General features: G+C 67.4%; 24 protein-coding genes. 19 read left to right on the plus strand and 5 right to left on the minus strand.

Annotated features, from left to right (window positions below):
- Positions 1-19: 19 nt before the first annotated feature.
- Positions 20-2,863 carry a phosphoenolpyruvate carboxylase gene (gene ppc / locus AC1DFC_RS00710; protein ID WP_007830452.1) on the minus strand — a complete coding sequence of 948 codons (2,844 nt, stop codon included), beginning with the start codon at positions 2,861-2,863 and terminating at the stop codon, positions 20-22.
- Between the two features lie 104 nt (positions 2,864-2,967).
- On the opposite strand from ppc, the gene hemC reads away from it, so the two are divergent.
- The 4 genes from hemC to AC1DFC_RS00730 all read left to right on the plus strand — a co-directional run bounded on the left by hemC (position 2,968) and on the right by AC1DFC_RS00730 (position 7,149).
- Positions 2,968-3,873, plus strand: coding sequence for a hydroxymethylbilane synthase (hemC, locus tag AC1DFC_RS00715; protein ID WP_478178550.1), 906 nt, complete (start codon positions 2,968-2,970; stop codon positions 3,871-3,873).
- A gap of 16 nt (positions 3,874-3,889) precedes the next feature.
- Entirely contained in the window at positions 3,890-4,663 is a 774-nt protein-coding gene (locus AC1DFC_RS00720) for a uroporphyrinogen-III synthase (RefSeq protein ID WP_478178551.1), read from the plus strand.
- Complete coding sequence (locus tag AC1DFC_RS00725) at positions 4,660-5,760, plus strand: uroporphyrinogen-III C-methyltransferase (protein WP_413331415.1); 1,101 nt, start codon at positions 4,660-4,662, stop codon at positions 5,758-5,760. The genes AC1DFC_RS00720 and AC1DFC_RS00725 overlap by 4 nt, the downstream gene beginning before the upstream one ends.
- Before the next feature lie 105 nt (positions 5,761-5,865).
- Positions 5,866-7,149: a heme biosynthesis protein HemY gene (locus tag AC1DFC_RS00730; protein ID WP_007830456.1), complete on the plus strand. Its 1,284-nt coding sequence runs from the start codon at positions 5,866-5,868 to the stop codon at positions 7,147-7,149.
- Between the two features lie 212 nt (positions 7,150-7,361).
- Here AC1DFC_RS00730 and AC1DFC_RS00735 read toward each other — a convergent pair whose 3' ends face one another.
- Entirely contained in the window at positions 7,362-10,568 is a 3,207-nt protein-coding gene (locus AC1DFC_RS00735) for an Rne/Rng family ribonuclease (RefSeq protein ID WP_478178552.1), read from the minus strand.
- Positions 10,569-11,130: 562 nt separating this feature from the next.
- Between AC1DFC_RS00735 and AC1DFC_RS00740 the strand changes: the two genes are divergently transcribed.
- The 4 genes from AC1DFC_RS00740 to AC1DFC_RS00755 are packed head-to-tail and all read left to right on the plus strand — an operon-like array spanning position 11,131 to position 14,294.
- The gene (locus AC1DFC_RS00740) at positions 11,131-12,231 is read left to right on the plus strand and encodes an RluA family pseudouridine synthase (RefSeq protein ID WP_478178553.1); all 1,101 of its coding nucleotides are present in this window, start codon (positions 11,131-11,133) and stop codon (positions 12,229-12,231) included.
- Entirely contained in the window at positions 12,224-12,895 is a 672-nt protein-coding gene (locus tag AC1DFC_RS00745) for an HAD family hydrolase (protein WP_478178554.1), read from the plus strand. The genes AC1DFC_RS00740 and AC1DFC_RS00745 overlap by 8 nt, the downstream gene beginning before the upstream one ends.
- Before the next feature lie 9 nt (positions 12,896-12,904).
- Positions 12,905-13,276: a Rieske (2Fe-2S) protein gene (locus AC1DFC_RS00750; protein ID WP_478178555.1), complete on the plus strand. Its 372-nt coding sequence runs from the start codon at positions 12,905-12,907 to the stop codon at positions 13,274-13,276.
- Position 13,277: 1 nt separating this feature from the next.
- Entirely contained in the window at positions 13,278-14,294 is a 1,017-nt protein-coding gene (locus AC1DFC_RS00755) for a S49 family peptidase (RefSeq protein ID WP_478178556.1), read from the plus strand.
- 4 nt (positions 14,295-14,298) lie between these two features.
- On the opposite strand, the gene AC1DFC_RS00760 is transcribed toward AC1DFC_RS00755, so the two are convergent.
- From AC1DFC_RS00760 to AC1DFC_RS00770, 3 genes are read right to left on the minus strand one after another with little or no spacing between them, the layout of a single operon-like run.
- Positions 14,299-15,453: an MFS transporter gene (locus tag AC1DFC_RS00760; RefSeq protein ID WP_478178557.1), complete on the minus strand. Its 1,155-nt coding sequence runs from the start codon at positions 15,451-15,453 to the stop codon at positions 14,299-14,301.
- A 2-nt stretch (positions 15,454-15,455) separates the two neighbouring features.
- The gene (locus AC1DFC_RS00765; protein WP_007830463.1) at positions 15,456-16,226 is read right to left on the minus strand and encodes an SAM-dependent methyltransferase; all 771 of its coding nucleotides are present in this window, start codon (positions 16,224-16,226) and stop codon (positions 15,456-15,458) included.
- Positions 16,223-16,804 (minus strand): Maf family nucleotide pyrophosphatase, encoded by a 582-nt coding sequence (locus AC1DFC_RS00770; RefSeq protein ID WP_413331413.1) that lies wholly within the window; start codon positions 16,802-16,804, stop codon positions 16,223-16,225. The genes AC1DFC_RS00765 and AC1DFC_RS00770 overlap by 4 nt, the downstream gene beginning before the upstream one ends.
- 82 nt (positions 16,805-16,886) lie before the next feature.
- On the opposite strand from AC1DFC_RS00770, the gene AC1DFC_RS00775 reads away from it, so the two are divergent.
- The 11 genes from AC1DFC_RS00775 to AC1DFC_RS00825 all read left to right on the plus strand — a co-directional run bounded on the left by AC1DFC_RS00775 (position 16,887) and on the right by AC1DFC_RS00825 (position 25,266).
- A complete protein-coding gene (locus AC1DFC_RS00775; RefSeq protein ID WP_007830465.1) occupies positions 16,887-17,444 on the plus strand; it encodes a YceD family protein in 558 nt (185 codons plus the stop codon).
- Positions 17,445-17,608: 164 nt separating this feature from the next.
- Positions 17,609-17,791: a 50S ribosomal protein L32 gene (gene rpmF, locus AC1DFC_RS00780; protein WP_007830466.1), complete on the plus strand. Its 183-nt coding sequence runs from the start codon at positions 17,609-17,611 to the stop codon at positions 17,789-17,791.
- Between the two features lie 61 nt (positions 17,792-17,852).
- Positions 17,853-18,950 (plus strand): phosphate acyltransferase PlsX, encoded by a 1,098-nt coding sequence (plsX, locus tag AC1DFC_RS00785; protein WP_081502619.1) that lies wholly within the window; start codon positions 17,853-17,855, stop codon positions 18,948-18,950.
- Positions 18,950-19,930 (plus strand): beta-ketoacyl-ACP synthase III, encoded by a 981-nt coding sequence (locus AC1DFC_RS00790; RefSeq protein WP_007830468.1) that lies wholly within the window; start codon positions 18,950-18,952, stop codon positions 19,928-19,930. Before plsX ends, AC1DFC_RS00790 begins: the two co-directional genes overlap by 1 nt.
- Positions 19,931-19,983: 53 nt before the next feature.
- The gene (gene fabD / locus AC1DFC_RS00795; protein WP_478178558.1) at positions 19,984-20,937 is read left to right on the plus strand and encodes an ACP S-malonyltransferase; all 954 of its coding nucleotides are present in this window, start codon (positions 19,984-19,986) and stop codon (positions 20,935-20,937) included.
- 27 nt (positions 20,938-20,964) lie between these two features.
- Complete coding sequence (gene fabG, locus AC1DFC_RS00800; RefSeq protein ID WP_056510018.1) at positions 20,965-21,708, plus strand: 3-oxoacyl-ACP reductase FabG; 744 nt, start codon at positions 20,965-20,967, stop codon at positions 21,706-21,708.
- Positions 21,709-21,806: 98 nt separating this feature from the next.
- Positions 21,807-22,046 carry an acyl carrier protein gene (gene acpP, locus AC1DFC_RS00805; protein ID WP_007830471.1) on the plus strand — a complete coding sequence of 80 codons (240 nt, stop codon included), beginning with the start codon at positions 21,807-21,809 and terminating at the stop codon, positions 22,044-22,046.
- Positions 22,047-22,145: 99 nt separating this feature from the next.
- Positions 22,146-23,390 (plus strand): beta-ketoacyl-ACP synthase II, encoded by a 1,245-nt coding sequence (gene fabF / locus AC1DFC_RS00810; protein WP_007830472.1) that lies wholly within the window; start codon positions 22,146-22,148, stop codon positions 23,388-23,390.
- 16 nt (positions 23,391-23,406) lie between these two features.
- Positions 23,407-23,889 carry a hypothetical protein gene (locus AC1DFC_RS00815; RefSeq protein WP_007830473.1) on the plus strand — a complete coding sequence of 161 codons (483 nt, stop codon included), beginning with the start codon at positions 23,407-23,409 and terminating at the stop codon, positions 23,887-23,889.
- 10 nt (positions 23,890-23,899) lie between these two features.
- On the plus strand, positions 23,900-24,574 hold the full coding sequence (gene rpoE, locus AC1DFC_RS00820) for an RNA polymerase sigma factor RpoE (RefSeq protein ID WP_413314991.1): 675 nt from the start codon (positions 23,900-23,902) through the stop codon (positions 24,572-24,574).
- 17 nt (positions 24,575-24,591) lie between these two features.
- Positions 24,592-25,266: a sigma-E factor negative regulatory protein gene (locus tag AC1DFC_RS00825; protein ID WP_007830475.1), complete on the plus strand. Its 675-nt coding sequence runs from the start codon at positions 24,592-24,594 to the stop codon at positions 25,264-25,266.
- Positions 25,267-25,278 lie beyond the last annotated feature (12 nt).

The raw sequence follows: 25,278 nt of genomic DNA on the forward strand, positions 1-25,278 counted from the left end.
CGCCTCTCCCCCGGATGCGTCATCCCGTGTTGCGCAGCCCCGCCGCCACCCCGTTGATCGAGATGTGGATGCCGCGCTGCAGCCGCTCGCCGCCGTCGCCCGCGCGGTAGCGCCGCATCAGCTCGACCTGCAGGTGATGCAGCGGATCGATGTAGGGGAAACGGTGGCGCACCGAGCGCTGCATCTCGGCGTTGCCTTCGAGCCGCTGCTTCGCGCCGGTGATGAGCGTGAGCGCATCCGACGTGCGGTGCCATTCGGCATCGATCATCGAGAACACCTTCTGGCGCAGCTTGCGGTCCGTAACCAGCTCGGCGTAGCGCGACGCCAGTGCGAGGTCGCTCTTGGCCAGCACCATGTCCATGTTCGACAGCAGCGTGCGGAAGAAGGGCCATTGCGCGTACATCCGCTGCAGCAGCGCCACGCGTTCCTTCTTGCCCGCGGCGGTGCCGGCGGCGGCCAGGAACTGTTCCACGCCCGAACCGAAACCGAACCAGCCCGGAATGGTCAGGCGACACTGGCCCCAGCTGAAGCTCCACGGCACCGCGCGCAGGTCGTCGATCTTGTGGCTCGGGTTGCGCGACGCGGGGCGCGAACCGATGTTGAGTTCGGCGATCTCGCGGATCGGCGTGGAGCCGAAGAAGTAGTCGCCGAAGCCCGGGGTTTCGTACACCAGCTTGCGGTATGCGGCCATGCTCGCGGTCGAGAGTTCGCCGGCCGCCGAGAGGAAGGTGGCCGGCGCCAGCTTGCCCTGCGGCAGCAGCGTGGCTTCGAGCGTGGCGGCCACCAGCGTCTCGAGGTTGCGCCGGCCGATCTCGCGGTTGGCGTACTTCGAACCGATGACTTCGCCCTGCTCGGTGAGGCGGATCTGGCCGCGCACCGTGCCCGGCGGCTGCGCGAGGATCGCCTGGTAGCTCGGGCCGCCGCCGCGCCCCACCGTGCCGCCGCGGCCGTGGAACATGCGCAGGCGAATCGGGTTGGCCTTCTTCTTGTTCAGCTCGTCGAACAGCGACACCAGCGCGATGCCCGCGCGGTACAGCTCCCAGTTGCTTGTGAAGATGCCGCCGTCCTTGTTGCTGTCGCTGTAGCCGAGCATCACGTCCTGTTCGGCGCCCGAGCGTTCGATGAGCGCCTGGATGTTCGGCAGCGCGTAGAAGGCGCGCACGATGGGCGCGGCGTTGCGCAGGTCTTCGATGGTTTCGAACAGCGGCACCACGATCAGGTCGCACACCGCGTTGGTGGCCATTGCGCCGCGCAGCAGGCCCACTTCCTTCTGCAGCAGCAGCGCCTCGAGCAGGTCACTCACCGTCTCGGTGTGGCTGATGATGTAGTGGCGGATGGCCGCTGCGCCATAGCGCGCACGCGCGGTGCGGGCGGCGGCGAAGATGGCCAGCTCGCTCTTCGCGAGCGGCGAGTAATCGGCGTCGGGCACGCGCAGCGGGCGGGCGTCGTCGAGCAGCTTGAGCAGCAGCGTCTGCTTGGCCTCTTCGGCCAGTGAGGCGTACGAAGGCTCGATGCGCGCGGTGGCCAGCAGCTCGGCGATCACGGCCTCGTGCTTGTCGGAGCTCTGGCGCAGGTCGACTGTGGCCAGGTGAAATCCGAACACCTCTACCGCACGAATCAGCGGCAGCAGGCGCGGCGCGGCGAGCACGGTGCCGTGCTTTTCTTCGAGCGACTCGGCCACGGTGCGCAGGTCGGCCAGGAACTCTTCGGCTGTGGCGTATGGGTTCTGCGGCGCGACGGCGTGGCGCGCGGCCTCGCCGCCAGTGAGCTCGCGCAGCGTGGCCGCGAGGCGCGCATACACGCCGGTGAGCGCACGGCGGTAGGGCTCGTCCTTGCGGTGTTCGCTCTTGTCGGGCGAGCGCTCGGCCAGCGCCTGCATCTCGACCGATACGTCGACCAGCGTGGCCGACAGCGACAGCTCGCTGCCGAGGTAGTGCACCTCGGTGAGGTAGTAGCGCAGCGCCAGTTCGCACTGGCGGCTCAGTGCGTATTCGAGCGTCTCGGCGGTGACGTTGGGGTTGCCGTCGCGGTCGCCGCCGATCCACTGGCCCATGCGCAGGAAGGGGGCGACCGAGGGTGTGTGGCCACCCTGGGCCAGGGCCTTTTCGAGGTCGGCGTACACGCGCGGGATCTCGCGCAGGAAGGTGGCTTCGTAGTAGCTCAGCGCGTTCTCGATCTCGTCGGCCACGGTGAGCTTGGAAAAGCGCAGCAGGCGCGTCTGCCAGATCTGCGTGACGCGGATGCGCATCTGCGTTTCGTTCTCGGCGAATTCGAGTGGCGTGAGCGCGTCCTTTCCCCCGGCGTAGGCGCTCTGGCGCAGCTTGATCTCGTCGCGCGCGGTGAGCAGTTGCGCGATGGCGCGCTCGGCGTCGAGGATGCTCTTGCGCTGCACCTCGGTCGGATGCGCGGTGAGCACCGGCGAGACGTAGCTGTGGGCCAGCGAGGCAACGATTTCGTCGGGCTTCACGCCGGCCTTGCGGATGCGGGCGAGGGCGGTCTGCAGGTCGCCGTCGACGCTTTCGCCGGCGCGCTCGGTTTCGGTGCGGCGGCGGATCTGGTGACGGTCTTCCGCGAGGTTGGCCAGGTGGCTGAAGTAGGTGAAGGCGCGGATCACGCGCACCGTCTCGGCCGCGCTCAGGCCCTTGAGCAGGTTCTTCAACGCGCGGTCGGCGGCGTGGTCGGCATCGCGGCGAAAAGCCACGGACAAGGTGCGGATCTTCTCGACCAGCGCGTAGGTCTCGTCTCCCTCCTGCTCCCGGATCACGTCGCCGAGGATCCGGCCCAGCAGCCGGATGTCGTCGATCAACGGCTGGTCTTCGGCCTGGCGGCGCTTGGGGGGAGAAGGGGTCTTGCTGGCTTTCATTCGATGTTGGTCCTGGACTTCTTGAATGGATGCGCCGTCTGCGTTGCTGCGGCGCAACATGCTAGCATTCCAAGGGTTTGGAACACGTACTTTTGGAACAGGTCTTGAGCAATATCGTGATCGCCACGCGCGAAAGCCGCCTGGCACTCTGGCAAGCCGAACACGTGCAGGCGCTTTTGCAAGAAAAGGGCCACACGGTCAGCCTGCTCGGCCTGACCACCACCGGCGACCAGATCCTCGATCGCTCGCTCAGCAAGGTGGGCGGCAAGGGGCTCTTCGTGAAAGAGCTCGAACTCGCGCTCGAAGAAGGACGCGCCGACATCGCGGTCCATTCGCTGAAAGACGTGCCGATGGACCTGCCGGAAGGCTTTGCGCTCGCCTGCGTGCTGGAGCGCGAAGACCCGCGCGATGCGCTCGTCTCCCCGCGCTACGACTCGCTCGACGCACTGCCGCAGGGCGCGGTGGTCGGCACCTCCAGCCTGCGCCGCGTGGTGCTGCTGCGCGCGCTGCGGCCCGACCTGCGCATCGAACCGCTGCGCGGCAACCTCGACACCCGCCTGCGCAAGCTCGACGAAGGACAGTACGACGCCATCGTGCTGGCGGCGGCCGGGCTCAAGCGGCTGGGGCTCGAGAGCCGCATCCGCGTGGCCTTCGACCCCGACACCATGCTGCCGGCCGCGGGGCAGGGTGCATTGGGCATCGAGGTGCGCGCGGACCGCACCGACCTCATCGGGCTGCTGGGCTCGCTGGCCCATGACGGCGACTGGCTTTCCACCACCGCCGAGCGCGCGGTGAGCCGCGCAATGGGCGGCAGCTGCTCGATGCCGCTCGCGGCCCACGCGCGATGGCAGGCCGATGGCGCGTTGCGCATCGATGCAGCGTGGGGCGACCCGGAAGGCAACGCGCCGCTGGTGAAGGTGCATGCGCTGGCGCCCGCCGCCGGCTTCGCCGAGGCCGACGCGCTCGGCCAGCGCGCCGCGGCGCTGCTGCGCGCCGCCGGAGCCCACTGACATCCGTGGTCATCGCATGACCGCCCGTCCCGTCATCGTCACGCGGCCGGCGCGAGAGGCAGTGCAATGGGTGAGGGACCTGCACGCAGCGGGACTCGACGCAGTCGCGCTGCCGCTCATCGTGATCGAGCCGGTGGTCGATGCCGAGCCCTTGCGCACGGCGTGGCGGCAACTCGCGGACTACTCGGCGCTGATGTTCGTGAGCGCCACGGCCGTCGAGCATTTCTTCCAGCACAGGGAGCCTGCCCGCGCATTGGCGGGATGCCGCTTCTGGGCCACGGGCCCGGGTACCACGCGCGCCTTGCTTCGTGCCGGCGTGCCGACCGGGTCCATCGACGCGCCGCCGCCCGAAGCCACGCGCTTCGACTCCGAAGCGCTGTGGGAGCGCGTGCAGGCCCAGGTATCGGCCGGCGTGCGCGTGCTGATCGTGCGTGGCGGCGACGAGGCCGGACGACCGACGGGGCGCGACTGGCTCGCCAACGAGATCGATGCCGCGGGCGGCCATCGCGACACCGTGGTGGCATACCGCCGGCTGTCGCCATCACTGGACGTCGTACAACGCCAGTTGGCCATCGATGGTGCCGAGGGCCGTGCGATCTGGCTCTTCAGCAGTTCCGAGGCCATCGGCAATCTCCAGCGGGCGATGCCTGGCGTCGACTGGCATGCCGCAAGCGCGGTCGCCACGCATGCACGCATCGGCGAAGCCGCGCGGGCCGCGGGTTTCGGGGCGTTGCGTGTAAGCACGCCGCTGCTGGATGCACTGATCGCGTCTATAGAATCCCTGGCATGAGCGCCGCGTCCCCGTCAGACGATCTTTCCTCTTCTTCCCCAACCGCTGCCACCGCGCCGGTGCCTGCCACGCTGGCACCGCACCAGACGCCGGCCGCGCAGGCCGCGGGCGCGCTGCTTCTCTCCCGCATGGCGTTCGGCCTGGTGGCCCTCGTGGCGCTGGCCGCATTGCTGATTGCGATCGCACTGTGGCAGAAGGTCAGCGGCATGAAGGAGCAACTGGCGCGCCAGAGCGCTGACGCCATCGCGCAATCGATGGAGGCGCGCACGTTGGCGCGCCAGGCGAGCGACACGGTGCGCGACGCTTCGGCCCGTGTGGCCCTGGTCGAAACCCGCGTGGCCGAAGTCGCGCTGCAACGCTCGCAGCTCGAAGAACTGATTCAAAGCCTCTCGCGTTCGCGCGACGAGAACCTCGTGGTCGACATCGACTCGGCCGTGCGCCTTGCCTTGCAGCAGGCACAGGTCACGGGCAGCGTCGAGCCGCTGCTGGCCGCGCTCAAGGCCGGCGACGTGCGCATCGCGCGTGCCGCGCAGCCGCGGCTGACCCCGCTGCAGCGGGCCATGCAGCGCGATGCCGACCGCTTGCGCAGCAGCGTCAGCACCGACAGCGCCGAAGCGCTGCAGAAGCTCGACGAACTGATGCGCGGCGTGGACGACCTGCCCACGCTCAACGCAGTTGCCGTGCGCGGCAACGGCACCAACGCCTGGCAGGCCGAACCGATTCCCGCCGATGCGCCGTGGTGGCAGCGCGCACTGCTCACGGTGCGCGGCGAAGCCCGCTCGCTGGTGCGCGTCGGCCGCATCCAGAGCCCGGAGGCGATCCTGCTGGCGCCCGAGCAGTCCTATTTCCTGCGCGAGAACCTCAAGCTCAAGCTGCTCAACGCGCGCCTGTCGCTGCTGTCGCGGCAGATGGAAGCCACGCGCAGCGAGCTGTCGCAGGTGACCGCGTCGCTCAACCGCTATTTCGATCCCGCATCGCGCCGCACCCAGGCTGCCGCCACGCTGCTGCAGCAATTGCAGGCCCAGCTGAAGACGACCGAGCCGGTGCGCATCGACGACACGCTGGCGGCACTGGCCACCGCGGCCGCAGGGCGCTAGAACGAATGACCCACCGGCTTTTCACTTGCTTCGCTCCGTGTAATTCGCCATCCCCCTTGGGGAAGGCGCAGCTCGCCTTGGGGCGGCCCGGCGGCGACCGCTGACATGCGCGCTGCAATCTGGCTCCTCGCCCTGTTCGCCGTCGCCGCGGCGGTCGCCCTGTTCGCGGGCAACAACCAGGGCACGATCACCGTGTTCTGGCCGCCATGGCGCGTCGATCTGTCGCTGAACCTCGTGCTCGTGATCCTGCTCGTGGCCTTCGTGCTGCTGCACGCGGCGCTGCGGGCGCTGGCGGCGCTGTTCTCGCTGCCGACGCAGGCGCGCCAGTGGCGGCTGCAGCAGAAGGAGCGCACGCTGCATGCGGCGCTGCTCGATGCGATGGTGCAGCTGATCGCGGGCCGTTTCTCGCGCGCACGCAAGGCCGCGCAGGCCGCGCTCACGCAGGAGAAGACGCTGGCGGCACTCGGCGCCGGCCTGCCGCAGGCGCAGCAGGTGCGCGTGCTGTCGCACCTGCTGGCCGCCGAGAGCGCGCAGGCCCTGCAGGACAAGCCGGCGCGCGACGCGCATCTGCAGCAGGCCCTCAACGAAAGTGTGGACCGCGCCGTGCTCGCCAGCCCGGAGACGCGTGAAGGCGTGCAGCTGCGCGCGGCGCGCTGGGCGCTCGAAGACCGCGATGCGGCGGCGGCGCTCGCGCGGCTCGAAGAGCTGCCGCAAGGCGCGCAGCGCCGCACGCTGGCCCTGCGGCTGCGGCTCAAGGCGGCGCGGCAGGATCGCCGCACGCTCGAGGCGCTCGAAACCGCGCGCCTGCTGGCCAAGCACCGGGCGTTCTCGGAAGCCGCGGCGCAGAGCATCGTGCGCGGCCTCGCGACCGAGTTGCTGTCGGGCGCGCACGATCCTGCGCAGTTGCTTCGCGCCTGGACCGAACTCGATGCCAACGAACGCGGAATGCCCGAGGTGGCGATCCATGCCGCACAACGCATGGTCGCGTTGCGCGGCGACCTCGCGCTGGCGCGCGGCTGGCTGTTGCCGGCCTGGGAGCGCATGGTGGCCAATCCGCGTGGGCTGGGCGACGCGTTGCGCGTCAAGCTCGCGCGCGCGCTCGAAGCCGGGCTCGATTCGGTGGACGCCGACTGGCTGGCGCGCATTGAAAGTGCACAGCGCAACAACCCGCGCGACCCGAACCTGCAATACCTTGCGGGCATGGCCTGCATGAAGCGCCAGCTGTGGGGCAAGGCCCAGCAGTTGCTGACGCAGGCCGGCCTGGGACTGCAGGACACCGAGCTGTACCGCCGCGCCTGGCTCGCACTGGCCAGGCTGGCCGAAGACCGCAACGACACCGAGCAGGCTGCCGAGGCGTGGAAGCGCGCGGCGCAGGTCGAGAACAGCTGAGCGTCTGCAGCGGCGGGTGCAATGAGCGCGGGCGGGGCGCACTCCCGGAGTCCCGAGCGGGCCGCCATGACCGCGTCGTAGCCCGACGCGCCCTGAAGATATCCCGGCGATCCAGCCATGGCATTCGCGCGGCGATGCGAGCTGCCGGCTCATTGCAAGGCATAAAAAAACGGCGCCAGATGGCGCCGTTTTTGGTTGCGGGCGTGTGTCGCTCAGAGCGTGCGTTGCTGCTGCTCGAACGGCAGCGACATCGAGCCGAGGTCGCGGCGGGTTTCGACCAGCACCAGCGGACCTTCGTCGAGCACGACCACCGGCGGGCGTTCGCGCGGCACATGCACCGGCTTCGGCTCGGCCTCGATGGCGGCGCGGGCCTGGGCGATGCGCTCGGCGTCCGAGTTGACCCACTGCAGGCCCGAGTTCTCGGCGATCTGCGCGAGTTCGGCCAGCGGCAGCTCGAAGGACTGGACCTTGGGCAGTGCGCGGCCGTTGGCGGCTGCGGGCGCCTTGGAGCTTTCGACCACGATCGGTGCGGACACCGGTGCCGGGCGCTCGCTGCGGACCTGCTGTGGTGCGGCAACTTCTTGAGCTGCTTCGGCACGTTCCGACACCAGCGGCAGTTGCTGCTGCGGACGGGACTCCGGGGCTTCCGCCGCGGCGCCTTCGGCGACCGGCGCGCCGGCCGTGTTGCCGGCTTCGGCTTCGTCGCGCGGGCCGCGTTCGCGGCGGTCACGGCCGTAGCGGTCGCGCGAACGGCCGCGGCGCTCGTCGCCTTCGCGGCGGGGCATCTGCTCGTTGTTGCCGTTGATGGCTTCATTGCCTTGCGCTGCATCGGAAACCGCGGCTTCGGCGCCGCGTGCATCCACTTCGGCTTGCGGCGCATCGTTGCGGCGTTCGCGGCGGCCGTCGTTGCGGTCGCCACGATCGCCACCACGGTCACCACGCGGAGCGCGCTGTTCGTCGCGGCCGTTGCGGGGCTGGCGCTCGCCTTGTGCGGCTTCGTCGCCAGCGGGTGCCGCGTCGCCGCGCGGCTGGCCGTTGTCGCTGTTGCGCTCGGCGCGTTCGCCGCCACGGTCGTTGCCGCGTTCAGCACGTTCGCCACGCTCATTGCGCTCGCCACGTTCACGGCGTTCGCCGCGGGCGCGGGGTGCGCGTTCAACTGCGTTGCCTTCGTCGCCTGCGACGGCGCCGGATGCCAGTTGCTGGGCTTCCAGGCTGATGTTGCCGTCGAGGGCCTCGACTGGCGCGTTGTTGCGGCCTTCACGGCCTTCGCCTTCGCGGCGCTCGCCACGGCCGTTGCGGCGCTGTTCGCCGTCACGCGGTGCGCGCGCTTCACGCGGCTCGCGGGGCTCACGCTGCTCGCGCGGTTCGCGTTGTTCACGCGGCTGGTTGATGCCGTCGTTGCGCTGCTCGCTGCCACGACCTTCGCGACCTTCTCGACCTTCACGGCGCTCGCCGCCACGGCCACCACGGCGTTCGCCATCGCGGCCACCGGAGCGCCCGCCGCTCTCGCCACGGCCTTCACCGCGACCTTCGCCACCACGGCCGCCGCGGCGCTGTTCGCCGTCACGTGCGCCGCCGCGTTGTTCGCCATCGCGGCCCGGACGGCCGTCGCGGCGGGGCTTCGGCGCCTCGACCGGAATCGCAGCCGGCGCAGGTGCTGCAGCGGGTGCCGGCGTGCTGCCGAACAGGTTCTTGATCCAGCCGAAGAAGCCGGTCTGCGCCGGAACCGGCGCACTCACCACGGGTGGAGCGACCGGCGCGGGCGCGGCGACAGGCGTGCGCACCGCTTCGGGCTTGGGTGGCACCACCGGCGCGGGAGCGTCGGGCAGCACGCCCTTGATCACCGGCGTCTGCTTGTTGGTGGGCTCCTGCGAACGGCGCGTGACCGAGGTCGGGTCTTCGATCTCGTCGGCCATCTTGTAGCTGGCTTCGATGTGGTCGAGGCGCGGATCGTCGTGCTTCAGGCGCTCGAGCTTGTAGTTGGGCGTTTCGAGCGTCTTGTTGGGCACCATCAGCACGGTGACGCGCTGCTTGAGTTCGATCTTGGCGATTTCGGGGCGCTTTTCGTTCAGCAGGAACGAGGCGACTTCCACGGGCACCTGCACGTGCACGGCGGCCGTGTTGTCCTTCAGGCACTCTTCCTGAATGATGCGCAGGATCTGCAGCGCGCTCGACTCGGTGTCGCGGATGTGGCCCGAGCCGCCGCAGCGGGGGCAGGGGATCGACGAGCCTTCGCTGAGCGCGGGCTTCAGGCGCTGGCGGCTCATTTCCATCAGGCCGAACTTGCTGATCGAGCCGAACTGCACACGGGCGCGGTCTTGCCGCAGCGCGTCGCGCAGGCGGCTTTCGACCTCGCGGCGGTTCTTCGACTCGTCCATGTCGATGAAGTCGATGACGATCAGGCCGCCCAGGTCGCGCAGGCGCATCTGGCGGGCCACTTCGTCGGCGGCTTCGAGGTTGGTGCGGGTGGCGGTTTCTTCGATGTCGCCGCCCTTGATGGCGCGGGCCGAGTTCACGTCGACCGAGACCAGCGCTTCGGTGTGGTCGATCACGATGGCGCCGCCCGAAGGCAGCTGCACGGTGCGTGCGTAGGCCGATTCGATCTGGTGCTCGATCTGGAAGCGGCTGAACAGCGCTGCGTCGTCGCGGTAGCGCTTCACGCGGGCGGCATGCTCGGGCATGACGTGCGCCATGAACTGCTGCGCCTGGTCGTAGATGTCGTCGGTGTCGATCAGGATGTCGCCGATGTCGTGATTGAAATAGTCACGAATGGCGCGGATGACGAGCGACGATTCCTGATAGATCAGGAAGGCGCCCTTGCCGCCCTTGGCCGCGCCGTCGATGGCGCTCCAGAGCTTGAGCAGGTAGTTCAGGTCCCACTGGAGTTCGGACGCGATGCGGCCGATGCCGGCGGTGCGCGCGATGATGCTCATGCCCTTGGGGTACTCGAGCTGGTCCATCGCCTCCTTGAGCTCGGCGCGGTCGTCGCCCTCGATGCGGCGAGAGACGCCGCCGCCACGGGGGTTGTTCGGCATCAGCACGACGTAGCGGCCGGCCAGCGAGATGAAGGTGGTGAGGGCTGCGCCCTTGTTGCCGCGTTCTTCCTTCTCGACCTGGACGGTGAGTTCCTGGCCTTCGCGGATCGCGTCCTGGATGCGGGCCTGGCTGGCCGACACGCCTTCGGCGAAGTACTGCTTGGAGATTTCCTTGAACGGCAGGAAGCCGTGGCGGTCTTCGCCGTAGTCGACGAAACAGGCTTCGAGCGAGGGCTCGACGCGGGTCACGACCGCCTTGTAGATGTTGCCCTTGCGCTGTTCGCGCCCTTCGATTTCGATTTCGTAGTCGAGCAGTTTCTGCCCGTCGACGATGGCCAGGCGGCGTTCTTCGGCCTGCGTGGCATTGATCAGCATCCGCTTCATGATGCGTTGTCCTTATATGTATCGTTCTACCGGCTCTTGACGAGCCAACGATGCACGGACGACGCCCGCGAAACCAGGGGAATTGCCGCTTGGGCCCCGGATGCTGTGACTGCCGCGCCAAGCGCGAGCAGGCCTCTCGAGCTTTAGCTCAAGAAGACAGCCGGGGTGGGGGCGCGTGGATGGGCGCGAGCCAGATTCGGTGTTGAGTGGCTATCTTTTTGATAGCCGGTTGCGCAAGGGTGGCGCGCGCCGCAGACGATTCAATGCCTGAGGCCGCTGGTCGAAACCAGGTCGGCCAGCGCAGGCACATTTGAATCAGCAGCATCAACACAACAAGGGACTCGCTTCGATCCGCCGGCAGCTTGGAAGCTGCAGGCTGGGTATTCCGTATCGGTGTTTCGTGGGTGTCGGCTTGACTTGGGTGCCTGGTCTGCCACTTTGCGCCATTGCGCGGGGTTTGCAGCTCGGCGCCAAAGCGGCATCGACCTCGCAGCGCTGTCCTGGGTATTTGATGGCAGTGGACTAAACTTCTGTCTAATCAAGCACTTACATGACCGCGCTGGTGAAAAACATTATAGGTGCGAAGCAGGGCCCGGCGGCTGCTCCAAATCCCGCAGACCCAAAAGCCCCAACCGAAACTGGGGCGCCGCATTCGGCCATCAAATTCCTCACGGTCGACGCCGAATCTGCCGGGCAGCGGCTCGACAACTTCCTGTTCCGCCATCTGAAAGGCGTCCCGAAGACGCACGTCTATCGGATCATCCGGTCCGGCGAGGTGCGCATCAACAAGGGCCGGGCGCAGGCCGAAACCCGCATCGAGGTGGGCGACGTGCTGCGGCTGCCGCCGATCCGCATCTCGCCCCGCGCGGAAGAGGGCGCGGCCCCGCCCGCACCGGCGCGCGAGTTTCCGGTGCTGCTGGAAGACGATGCCGTGCTGGCCATCGACAAGCCGGCCGGCGTGGCCGTCCATGGCGGCAGCGGCGTGAGCTTTGGCGTGATCGAGCAATTGCGCACGGCGCGGCCCGCCGCCAAATTCCTGGAACTGGTGCATCGGCTGGACCGCGAAACCTCCGGCATCCTGCTGGTCGCCAAGAAGCGCAGCGCGCTGGTCGCGCTGCAGGACCAGTTCCGTGAACGCGAGACCGGCAAGACCTACCTGGCGCTGGTCGAGGGAGCCTGGCCCGCCAACAAGAAGGTGCTCGATGCGCCGCTCGCCAAATATCTGCTGCCCGACGGCTCCGGTGCGGGCGCCGGCGAGCGCCGTGTGCGCGTGGTCGCCAAGGACCATCCGGATGCCATGCGCGCCGTCACGCTGGTGCGCGTGCTGGCACGGTTGTCGCTGCCGGGGGATGCCACGCCGCTGTCATTGCTTGCGGTGACGATCAAGACCGGCCGCACGCACCAGATCCGCGTCCACCTCGCGTCGGCCGGCCATCCGATTGCGGGCGACGACAAATACGGCGAGTCCGAACGTCAGCGTGCGCTGCAGAAACTCGGCCTCAAGCGCATGTTCCTGCATGCCTGGCGGCTGCAATTCAACCATCCGGCCAGCGGTGATCGCGTGGCGCTGCAGGCCGGCCTGCCGCCCGAGCTGCACGCGCTCATGCCGCCTGCCGCCCTCGAGGCACTGGCCCAACACCCCGTTCCGATGCCCCATGACTGATTCCCCCCGCCCCCTTCGCTTCGACCTGATCGCCTTCGACTGGGACGGCACGCTCTACGACTCCACGCGCCTGATCGTGCGCTGCATCCAGGCGGCGGTGATCGACGTCGGTGGTGCCAAGCCGAGCGAGAACGACGCCGCCTGGGTGATCGGCCTGGGCCTGGCCGAGGCGCTCGCCCGCGCGGCGCCCGACGTGCCGAAGGAAAAATATGCCGAACTCGGCGCGCGCTATCGCTATCACTACCTCCAGCACCAGGACGACCTCGTGCTTTTCGACGGCGTGCTGCAGATGCTCGATGCGCTGCGCGCGCGCGGCCACAAGCTGGCCGTGGCCACGGGCAAGTCGCGCCGCGGACTGAACGAAGCGCTGAAGTCGGTTGCCCTGCGCGACCGCTTCGACGCCTCGCGCACGGCCGACGAAACCTTCGGCAAGCCGCATCCGCGCATGCTGCTGGAGCTGATGGAAGAACTCGACGTGCCGCCGGAACGCACCCTGATGATCGGCGACACCACGCACGACCTGCAGCTCGCCCAGAACGCGGGCGCCGCCAGCGTGGGCGTGAGCTACGGCGCGCACGAACCGGCCAGCTTCGACGAATTCAAGCCGCTGCACATCGCGCATTCGGTGGCCGGGCTGGAAGCCTGGCTCCTCGACAACGCCTGAGACCCCGCCATGAGTGACGAAGAACGCATTCCGCTGTGCAATGCCTCGGACCTGGTCGAAGGTGGCCTGGCCGTGCCTTTCGATGTGGTCTACGGCGGGGAAACATGCCGCGCTTTCGCGGTGCGTTTCGAGGGGCGGCCGCATGCGTTTCTCAACCGGTGCAGCCATGTCGCGATGGAGCTCGACTTCCAGCCCGACCGCTTCTTCGACGACACCGGGCAGTGGCTGCTGTGCGCCACGCACGGCGCGGTCTACAAGCCCGACACCGGTGAATGCATGGGCGGCCCATGCCGCGGTGGCCTCGTGAAGATCGCCCTGAGCGAGCAGGACGGCGTGGTGCACTGGCATACTGGCTGGAACCTTCACCCCCTGACCTTCTGACATGACCGACCCGAACCGAACGGAACCCGAAGGGTTCGAGCCATTTGAGCCGGCCCCCTACAAGAACATGGCCAAAGATCCCACGCAGCGCCCCGGATGGGAGCGCACCACGCTCGAAAAGCTCGCCTTCGCTTCGCTGAACGAACAGAGGGCCACGCGCCGCTGGAAGACCTTCGTACGCCTGTCGTGGCTGGCTTTCTTCGTCTTCCTGGCCTGGTTCGCGCTCTCGCGCGGCACGCCGAGCGCGGCCAAGACCACGGCCCACACGGCCGTCGTCGAGATCAAGGGCGAAATCGCCAACGGCGGGGATGCGAGCGCGGAATTCGTGGTCGCTGCGATGAAGACGGCCTTCGAGGACGATGGCGCCAAGGGCGTGGTCTTGCTGATCAACTCGCCCGGCGGCAGTCCGGTGCAGGCCGGCATCATCAACGACGAGATCAAGCGCCTGAAGGCCAAATACAAGAAGCCGGTCTATGCCGTGGTCGAGGAAACCTGCGCTTCGGCTGCCTATTACATCGCTGCTGCCACCGACAAGATCTTCGTCGACAAGGCCAGCATCGTCGGCAGCATCGGCGTGCTGATGGACGGCTTCGGCTTCACGGGCGTGATGGAGAAGGTTGGCGTCGAGCGCCGCCTGCTGACCGCCGGCGAGAACAAGGGCTTCCTCGATCCCTTCAGCCCGATGAGCGATGCACAGCGCGCCCATGCGCAGACGATGCTGAACCAGATCCACACGCAGTTCATCAACGTGGTCAAGGCCGGCCGCGGCGACCGCCTGAAGCTCGACACTCCGGGCCTGTTCAGCGGCCTGTTCTGGAGCGGCGAGCAGGCGGTCGAATTCGGCCTTGCCGACCAGCTGGGCAACGTCGACTTCGTGGCGCGCGAAGTCATCAAGGCCGAAGAGGTGATCGACTACACGCGGCGCGACAACGTGGCCGAGAAGCTGGCCAAGAAATTCGGCGCCGCGATGGCCGAAACCACGGTGCGCCTCATGCACACCGCTCCGGCCCTGCGCTGATTTCCTATTTGTTGTTCTCGCCGCTGGCGGTGTAGCGCGCCGACGCCGCCAGCGCCGCGGCGAAGGCCACGACCACATAGAGCGCCGCAGTCAGCGAGGTCGCCCGCGCCAGCAGCCCGATTGCCGCCGGGCCTGCCATGAATCCCAGGTACGCCAGGGCCGAGACCGATGCAATGCCTCGCGCAGGCTCGATGCCCGGCACCTTCGCCGAAGCCGAGAACAGGATCGGCACCACGTTCGCAAAGCCGACGCCCACTCCCGCGAAGCCGATCAGCGCCAGCCACGGCAGGTCGGTGGCCAGTACCAGCGTCATCGCTAGCGCTGCCAGGAGGCCGCTGCCGAGCAGCAGGGTGGTCGGTGCGAAGCGGGCGCGCATCGCGTCGCCGCCGAAACGCGCCGCCGCCATTGCGGCCGAGAAGCTCGCATAAGCCAGCGCGGCCTGTTGTTGCGGGCTGCCGATTTCCTGCTGCATGTAGAGCACGCTCCAGTCGTAGATGGCGCCCTCGGCGATCAGTCCCAGCGCGGCCAGCACGCCCAGTACCGCGAGTGCGCCGCGGGGCAGCAGGAAGCCATGATCGGCCTCGGTGGCTCCGCTGGTGGCGGCTCTGGGCAGCATGCGTGTCGAGGCCGCGGCGACGAGCAGCGCCATTGCTGCGGCGACCAGAAGCAGGTGCACCTGCGCGCCGAGTCCGGCTGCCAGCGCGGCGCTGCCGCTCGCGGCGCCGGCCATGCCGCCCAGGCTGAACATGCCGTGCATGCCGCTCATCAAGGGCGCGTCTCCGTGCAGTTCGAGCTGCGCCGCCTCGGTGTTGATCGACACGTCGAACACGCTGGTCACGAGGCCGAAGGCGGCCAGCAGGCCCAGCAGGGCGGCATAGCCGGGCATCGCGATCAGGCCGGCCAGCAGCAGCGCGTAAATGCAGCCGCAGATACCGGCCACGCGGCGCGGGCCGTGGCGTCCGATCCAGCGGCCCGCGCTGGTCAGGCCGAACATCGCGCCGGCACCGGCCGCGAGCATCGCCAGGCCGAGCTGCGCCTCGTCGATGCCGTAGTGCGCCTTGACCGTCGGCACGTGCACGCCCCAGGTCGCGAAGATGAAGCCGGCGCAAAAGAACTGCGCGCGCGATGCCCAGCGCGTGGCTGCGGTAACGCCGCCCATCGTCAGCGGCCGATGGCGAACACGGCGGGCAGGCGTTCGTCTGTCGTGGCTTGCGGCTTGGCGGCGCGCCAGGACTTGATCGTCTCGCTGCGCACGTGGGCAGTGGCGAGCGTCAGGCCGCGCGCCACGGCGAGCCGGGTGTTGTGCTGCAGGGTCTGCACGAGCGCCTGCAGCAGCGCGGCGTTGCGGTAGGGCGTTTCGATGAACAGCTGCGTCTGGCCGGACTTGAGCGCGAGCGCTTCGAGCTCGCGGATGCGGGTCTGGCGTTCCACGGCGTCCTGCGGCAGGTAGCCGACAAAGGCGAAGTTCTGGCCATTGAGCCCGCTTGCTGCAAGCGCCAGCAGCAGTGAAACGGGGCCGGTCAGCGGCACCACCGTGATGCCCAGGTCGTGAGCGGCGCGCGCCACCGAGGAGCCCGGATCGGCCACCGCCGGCATGCCGGCTTCGCTCAGCAGGCCGATGTCGTGGCCTTCGAGCGCGTCGGCCAGCAGGGGGCGGGCATCGAACTGGCCTGCATGATCGCCTTTCTTGTGCACTTCGCGCGGCAGCTCCTGGATGGCTTGAGCCTGCAGTGGTGCAGCCAGCGGTGCGACTGCGTCGATGCGCTTGAGGTAGGCGCGCGCGGACTTCGCGTTCTCGCAGATCCAGTGGGTGATGCCGGCGGCCGCCTGCAGCGTGCCCAGCGGCAGGGCGTCCTGCAGCGGGGCTTGCACATCGCAGCCGAAGTCGAGCGGCGCGGGTACGAGGTAGAGCTTGCCCTTTTGTCGAGTCACAGCAGATCGACCCCCGCGGCGCGCAGCATCTGGCAGGTGCGGATCAGCGGCAGGCCGACCAGTGCGGTCGGGTCGTCGCTGTCGATGGCGCTCAGCAATGCGATGCCCAGGCCTTCACTCTTGGCGCTGCCGGCGCAGTCGTAGGGCTGCTCGGCTTGCAGATAGTGTTCGATGGCGGTGTCGGTGAGGTCGCGAAACACCACGCGCACGGGGGCGATGTCGCGCTGGGCGAAGCCGGTGGCGTGACAGACGACGGCCACGGCTGTCTGAAAGATCAGCGTCTGGCCGCGCATGCGGCGCAGCTGGGCGGTGGCGCGGGCATGGTCGCCGGGCTTGCCGAGCGCTTCGCCCGCCAGGTCGGCCACCTGGTCGGAACCGATGACCACGGCGTCGGGAAAGCGGGCGGCCACGGCGTTCGCCTTTTCCAGCGCGAGGCGAACGGCGAGGTCATGCGGTGTTTCGCCGGCAAGAGGTGTTTCATCGACTTCCGGCGAGTGCACTTCGAAGGGCAGGCGCAGGCGGGAGAGCAATTCGCGGCGGTAGCGCGAGGTCGAGGCGAGGATCACGGTGCGTTGCATGGGGACGATTGTGCGTGAGCCGCTCAAGACCCTCCGCCATGCCCCGCGCCGGGGGAACGTCCGGCGCGCTAGACTGCCGCGGATGAAGAGAGAATTTGCCCCCGAACGGCTCAATGTGCCGGGCTTTGCCGCCGCTGCCGCCACCCTGGAAGCCACCGACCCGGTTCCTGACTACGAACGCCTGGCCGCCGAACTGGCCGTTCCGGCGCCCGATGCGCTGGTCCGGTGGGCGGCCCATGGGGAAGAACGCCCCGGCGCGGATGGCAAGGCAACGCCCTGGCTGCACCTGGAGGCCGAAGCCGTGGTGCCACTGGTTTGCCAGCGCTGCCTGTCGCCCGTCGATTCCCTGCTGTCGGTGGATCGCTGGTTCCGCTTCGTGGCCGATGAGGCCACCGCCGAGGCGCAGGACGAGGAATCCGAGGAAGACCTGCTCGTCGTGAGCCGGGATTTCGACCTGCACGCCCTGATCGAGGACGAACTGCTGATGGAAATCCCCGTCATGCCCGCCCACGATGTCTGCCCGACGCCGGTACAGCTTTCGTCCAGCGACGAAGACTTCAAGGCGGCCGAAGAAGCCAAGCCGAACCCTTTTGCGGTGCTCGGTGCGTTGCGTTCGCGCAAGCCGGAAGATGGGAAATAGCTCTTTCCTGCCGGCTGGGCTATAATCATGGGCTTCGCGCGCGCCGCCGTGAGCAGCGATACAGGTAGCAACGAGAGGGGCATTCCATACATGCCGCTGAAGTTTCTGTATTGCCACCGCTTGAGCCCGCATCCAATCACTCACCTAACAGTCCAGGAGCCATCATGGCCGTCCAGCAAAACAAGAAGTCGCCTTCCAAGCGCGGCATGCACCGTTCCCACAATGCGCTGGTCGTTCCCGGCATCGCCGTGGAGCCGACCACCGGCGAAACGCACCTGCGCCACCACATCAGCCCCAACGGTTTCTACCGTGGCCGCCAGGTGCTCAAGAACAAGTCCGAAGCCTGATTCCGCATCCCAAGGCCAAGGCCCGAAGCTACTTCTGCCGTAGCGTCGGGCCTTTGTTTTGATGGCTACGCCTTCTTCTCCCGAAATCACTGCTGCGCCTTCCGCAATCACGCTCGCCGTGGATTGCATGGGGGGCGACCATGGGCCGCGCGTCACGCTCGCGGCCTGCCGCGCATTTCTCGAGCGGCACAGCGAGGCCTCGTTGCTGCTGGTCGGTGCGCCGGCCGCGCTGGCGGGATTTGCCGCGCATCCGCGTGCCCGCATCGTCGCTGCCAGCGAAGTGGTGGGCATGGACGACCCGATTGAAATCGCCCTGCGCAAGAAGAAAGACTCTTCGATGCGCGTGGCAATCCAGCAGGTAAAGGACGGCGCTGCCCAGGCAGCGGTCTCGGCCGGCAACACCGGCGCCTTGATGGCAATTGCCCGCTATCTGCTCAAGACGCTGGAAGGCATCGACCGCCCAGCCATCGCGCCACAGTTGCCGAACGCGAAGGGCGGGGCGACAACGGTGCTCGACCTGGGCGCAAATGTCGATTGCGATGCTGAGGACCTGCTTCAGTTCGCGGTGCTCGGTTCGGCGCTGGTCTCGGCGTTGACCGGTAACGAGGCGCCTTCGGTCGGCTTGCTCAACATTGGCGAAGAAGCCATCAAGGGCAGCGAAACCATCAAAAAAGCAAGCCAACTGCTGCGTACAGCTGCCAATTCCAAGGATCTGAACTTCTACGGCAACGTGGAAGGCAACGATATCTTCAAGGGCACCACCGATATCGTCGTTTGCGACGGGTTCGTCGGAAACGTGGCTTTGAAGGCCAGCGAAGGCGTGGCCTCCATGATTGGCGAGTTCATTCGAGTCGAGTTTTCGCGAAGCGTTTTCACGAAACTTGCTGCAATTGTTGCCTATCCGGTCCTAAAAGCATTTAAAACTCGCCTGGATCATCGGCGGTACAATGGTGCAGCGCTGCTGGGCCTGCGTGGCCTGGTTTTCAAGAGCCATGGCTCGGCTGACGAAGTGGCTTTCGGCCATGCGCTGGATCGCGCTTATGATGCCGCTCGCAACAACCTGCTCGATCGCGTGCGGGCCCGCATCGCCCACGCCGCGCCTTTGCTCGCGCGGCAGGACCCGGCGGCGCCGGTCGACGCGACGGCCCTTCACGTTTGATGACCCCTCCTTACTCACGCATTACCGGCACCGGCAGCTACCTGCCTCCACGCCGCGTGACCAATGACGATCTCGCCAAGGATCTGGCGACGCGCGGCATCGAAACCTCCGACCAATGGATTGTCGAACGCACCGGCATCCATGCGCGGCACTTCGCCGCGCCGGACGTCACGAGCAGCGACCTTGGTTTCGAAGCGGCCCGGCACGCCCTGGAAGCCGCCGGCCGCAAGGCCAGCGACGTCGACCTGATCATCGTCGCGACCTCGACCCCCGACATGGTGTTCCCGTCGTCGGCCGCCATCCTGCAGAACAAGCTCGGCATTGCCGGCTGCCCGGCATTCGACGTCCAGGCGGTCTGCAGCGGCTTCGTCTATGCGCTCACCGTTGCCGACGCGATGATCCGCACCGGCTCCGCGCGCTGCGCACTGGTGGTGGGCGCCGAAGTGTTCTCCCGCATCCTCGACTTCAATGACCGCACCACCTGCGTGCTGTTCGGCGACGGCGCGGGCGCGGTGGTGCTCGAAGCCAGTCAGGAGCCCGGCATCCTGGCCAGCGACCTGCATGCGGACGGAAAGCACGTCGGCATTCTTTGCGTGCCGGGCCACGTGTCCGGCGGCAACGTGCTGGGCACGCCGCTGCTGCACATGGATGGCCAGGCCGTCTTCAAGCTCGCAGTGCGCGTGCTCGAGGAAGCTGCGCGCACCACGCTGGCCAAGGCCGGCAAGACCGATGCCGATATCGACTGGCTCATCCCGCACCAGGCCAACATCCGCATCATGGAAGGTACGGCGAAGAAGCTGAAGCTTCCGCGCGAGAGATTGATCGTCACGGTGAACGAGCACGGCAACACCTCCGCTGCATCGATTCCGCTGGCGCTCGATGAGGGCGTGCGCTCCGGCAAGGTGAAAAAGGGCCAGACACTCATGCTCGAGGGTGTGGGCGGCGGCTTCACCTGGGGCGCGGTGCTGTTGAATCTGTAGTGCGTTGCAGCGCCCGGAAGAGGGTGCTGCGATGCAAGATGACGCTTGAAACAATGAAATCCTTTGCTTTTGTCTTTCCGGGTCAGGGCTCGCAGGCCGTCGGCATGCTCGACGCCTGGGGCGATCATCCGGCTGTGGTCGAAACGCTTCGCGAAGCTTCCGAAGCGCTCGGCGAAGACATCGGTGCGTTGATCAAGAATGGTCCCAAGGAAGAGCTGGCGCTCACCACCAACACCCAGCCCGTGATGCTGGTTGCCGGCGTGGCCGTGTGGCGTGCCTGGCTGGCGGAGGGAGGCGCGACGCCTTCCGCCGTGGCCGGCCATTCGCTTGGCGAGTATTCCGCGCTGGTGGCTTCGGGCGTGCTCACGCTCGCGCAGGCTGCGCCGCTGGTGCGTTTTCGCGCGCAGGCGATGCAGCAGGCGGTGCCTGTCGGTGTCGGCGCGATGGCTGCGGTGCTTGGCATGGAGTCGGGCAAGGTAGTGGCCGGGTGTGCGGAAGCCACGGCCAGTTTTGGCGCCGGCAGTGCGGAAATCGTCGAGGCGGTGAATTTCAACGACCCGATGCAGACCGTGATCGCCGGCAGCAAGGCCGCGGTCGACAAGGCCTGCGAACTGCTCAAGGCCAACGGCGCCAAGCGCGCGCTGCTGCTGCCGGTTTCGGCTCCGTTCCATTCGAGCCTCATGAAACCCGCGGCGCAAGCATTGCGCGAGAAGCTGGCTTCCATTGAACTGGCCGCGCCACAGATTCCCGTGCTGAACAATATCGACGTTGCCGTTGAAACCGATGCCAACCGCATTCGCGACGCCCTGGTGCGGCAGGCTGCCGGCCCGGTGCGCTGGGTCGAGAGCGTGCAGGCCTTGAAACTGCGCGGTATAGCCGCCATCATCGAATGCGGTCCCGGCAAGGTGCTGGCCGGCATGGTGAAGCGCATCGCCCCCGATCTGGAAGCCGCGTCGGTGTACGACCCGGCCACGCTCGCGGACACCCGACAATCGCTCGCCGGCTGAACCGGCAAGGCCCCGACACTTTTTCTTATGAGCATTCCCAAATTCGAAGGGCAAGTCGCCCTGGTCACCGGCGCAACGCGCGGCATCGGCGCGGCGATCGCGCTGGAACTTGCCCAGCGCGGCCTCAAGGTCGTGGGCACCGGCACCACCGATGACGGCGCGGCCAAGATCACCTCGGCCCTCAGTGCCTTCGACGGCCGCGGCCGTGCACTCGACGTGAATGACGGCGCCGCCGTCGAGGCCCTGATCGACGAGATCGTGCAGGCCTACGGCGCAATCCACGTGCTGGTGAACAACGCCGGCATCACGCGCGACACGCTCGCCATGCGCATGAAGGACAGCGACTGGGATGCGGTGCTCGACACCAACCTCAAGGCCGTCTTCTCGCTCTCGCGCGCGGTGATCCGGCCGATGATGAAGCAGCGCTACGGCCGCATCATCAGCATCACCAGCGTGGTTGGCGCTTCCGGCAACGCCGGCCAGGCCAACTATGCGGCCGCCAAGGCCGGCGTCGCGGGCATGACCCGTGCGCTGGCCCGCGAACTGGGCAGCCGCAACATCACCGTCAACTGCGTCGCACCCGGTTTCATCGAGACCGACATGACGGCCAGCCTTCCCGAAGCCCAGCAACAGGCGCTGCTCCAGCAGATCCCGCTGGGCCACCTGGGCAAGCCGGCCGACATCGCGCACGCGGTGGCTTACCTCGCATCGCCCCAGGCGTCCTACGTCACGGGGCAGGAGCTGCACGTCAACGGCGGCATGCACATGTAGCCGCAAGGCGCAAATTTCCCCGTACCGGGTGCACGGCAAATGCCACAATGCGCCCGGCTAAAATCCACCGATTACCTACAACCCTCAGAGGGAACCAAATGAGCGATATCGAAGCACGTGTCAAGAAAATCATCGCCGAGCAGCTCGGCGTGGAAGAGTCCCAAGTGACGAATGAAAAGGCCTTCGTGGCCGACCTCGGCGCGGACTCGCTCGACACGGTCGAACTCGTGATGGCACTCGAAGACGAATTCGGCATCGAAATTCCCGACGAAGATGCCGAGAAGATCACCACGGTGCAAAACGCCGTCGACTACGCCACCAAGAATCAAAAGGCCTGATAGGCCAGCTGACAACACTGCAACTGCGGCCGGCGGCTTTTACTTGAACCGCTCGCGCCGACAGGCAACTGTTCAGCGCTTCCAGAAAGGTTTGCCGGCATGACCAAACGCCGCGTCGTCGTGACCGGACTCGGTTGCATCGCTCCTGTCGGAAACACCGCAACCGAATCCTGGGCCAACCTGTTGGCCGGGAAGTCGGGTATTGCGAACATCACCGCGTTCGATGCAAGCGCCTTCGCCTGCAAGTTCGCCGGTGAGGTCAAAGGTTTCGACATCACCCAATACATCTCGGAGAAAGAAGCGCGTCACATGGACCGCTTCATTCATCTGGGACTCGCCGCCGCCATCCAGGCGGTGCAGGACAGCGGACTGCCGACCGGCGAAGCGCTGTCCTATGAAAAAGCCGTGCGCATCGGCTGCAACATCGGCTCCGGCATCGGCGGACTGCCGATGATCGAAGAAACGCACGGCGAATACGCGAATCGCGGCCCGCGCCGCATCTCGCCGTTCTTCGTGCCGGCGTCGATCATCAACATGATCTCGGGCCACGTCTCGATCAAGTACGGCTTCAAGGGCCCGAACATTGCTGTCGTCACGGCCTGTACCACCGGCCTGCATGCCATTGGCACGTCGGCACGCATGATCGAGTACGGCGATGCCGACGTGATGATCGCGGGCGGTGCGGAATCGACCATTTCCCCGCTCGGCATCGGCGGCTTCACCGCGCCTCGCGCATTGAGCACGCGCAACGACGATCCCGCCACGGCCTCGCGCCCGTGGGACAAGGACCGCGATGGTTTCGTGCTGGGCGAGGGCGCCGGCGTGCTGGTGCTTGAAGAGTACGAACACGCCAAGGCGCGCGGCGCCAAGATCTATGCGGAAGTCGCGGGCTTCGGCCTGACGGGCGACGCGTACCACATGACCGCGCCGGACGTCGACGGCCCGCGCCGCTCGATGGCCATGGCGCTGGCCAATGCCGGCGTCAATGCCGACCAAGTGCAGTACCTCAACGCGCACGGCACCTCGACGCAGATCGGCGACCTCAACGAGACCAACGCGGTCAAGCTGGCATTCGGCGATCACGCGAAGAAGCTCGTCGTGAATTCGACCAAGTCCATGACCGGCCACCTGCTGGGCGGCGCGGGTGGCATCGAATCGGTGTTCACGGTGATGGCGCTGCACGAGCAGAAGAGCCCGCCGACCATCAACATCTTCAACCAGGATCCGGAGTGCGATCTCGACTACTGCGCCAACGAGGCGCGCGATCTGAAGATCGATGTCGCGGTCAAGAACAACTTCGGCTTCGGCGGCACCAACGGCACGCTGGTGTTCAAGCGCGCTTGAGCAGCATTGCTCTTTCATGCACAGCGCGCCGTCGGTGACCTATCCGGTGGGGCGCTCGCGTGGCGCAACCCGGATTCTCGTTGTTCTCTGGGCCCTTGGCGCTTGCTGTGCGGGCGCGTCCTGCTATCTCTTCGATAGCGTTGGATGGCGCCAGCTGCTGCTGGTTTTCAGTGTCGTGTTCGCGGGCGTCGCTGCGGGCTTCGGCTTGCGGCGCGATGGCGCGGGCGTGCTGCATTTCGACGGCCTCCATTGGTCGCTGACGGGAGCCCCTGCCTCCCGCACCGTGCATGCCGCCCGGGCATTTGCAGCACTCGATTTCCAGTCGCTGATGCTGGTCGGCCTCACCGAGCCGGGCCGCGCCAGGCGCTGGCTCTGGATCGAGCAGAGGGCCATGCCGGAGCGCTGGCGCGACGTGCGCCGCGCGATATATGCGCGCGCCCCGTCCGCGGCATCTGCTGGCGATCCCTGGCGCGCGACGGCGCCGGCAGACGCGCCCTGAACTCCCGTCGATGACCACTTCCGTGCCTCCCGTGCCGCCGGAATCCGGCCTGACCGATGTGCCCGCCGCGGCGCCGCGTCCGGGCGAGGTCGATTTCCAACTGGTCCAGCGTACCGTCGCGGGTGACCAGAAGGCATTCGAACTGCTGGTCATCAAATACCAGCGCCGCATCGAGCGGCTGATCGGGCGGATGGTGCGCGACGTCGACCTGATCGAGGACATCGCGCAGGAAACTTTCATTCGTGCCTACCGCGCGTTGCATCAGTTCCGCGGCGAGGCGCAGTTCTACACCTGGCTCTACCGGATCGCCGTCAACACCGCCAAGAAGGCACTGGTGGACATGAAGCGCGATCCAACCATTTCCGAGGCTGCCCTGAGGCCTTCTTCTGAGGACGACGATGAAACTTACCGTCCCGGAAACGAACCAACCACCGACGAAACCCCCGAATCGGTCATGGCGGCGAACGAAATCGCCAGTGCCGTCGAGGCAGCCATGGAAGCACTCCCTGTCGAGCTGCGCCAGGCGGTCACGCTGCGTGAAATCGAGGGCATGAGTTACGAAGAGATTGCCGAGGTCATGGATTGCCCCATCGGTACGGTGCGTTCGCGTATTTTCCGGGCGCGCGAGGCCATTTCGGCCAGGGTCAAGCCACTGCTGGACAACCAGTCCGGCAAGCGTTGGTAAGTAAGCAGGTGAATGAAATGAATCAGACGATGACGGTTCGGGAACAGGTGTCCGCACTTGCGGATGGTCATTTGCAGGGCGAGGCGTTCGCGCAGGCGATCCAAGCAATCTGCGCCGATGGCGAGGCGCGGGCGGCATGGCAGGCCTTCCACGTCGCGGGCGACGTGCTGCGTTCGGGTTCGCATTCGCCGTGCAGCGACACCTCCACATTCTTGGCGCGCTTCCAACAGCGATTGGCGGCGGAGCCCGTGATGGTCGCCCCTGCGTCGACGCCGGTCGCCGCATCGGTGGCACAGCCTGTGCAGCGCAGGGCGGAAGCGGCCAACGAGCCGGTGTTCCGATGGAAGCTGGTGGCCGGCGCTGCGTCGCTGATGGCCGTGGCCGCCATCAGTTGGACCCTGGTCGGCAATGGCACCGCGGTTCCTCAGGGAGGCGCGCAGCTGGCGTCGGTCCCGCAGCAACAGCAGCCGGCGGTGAATTCGGTGCTGGCGGCAGCAGCGATCAACAGCCCGCAGCCCGCCGGCAGCGTGCTGACCCCGACGCGCGTGCTCGTGGGCAATGGCAATCCTCAAGTCATGTTGCGCGATCCGCGGCTCGACCAACTGCTCGAGGCGCACCAGCAGGCCGGCGGCGCATCGCAAATGCCTTCGGGTTTCCTGCGCAATGCCACTTTCGAGGGACCGACGCGCTGAGCGCGCGCAACT

The sequence above is a fragment of the Variovorax sp. 10L421 genome, assembly GCF_056395365.1.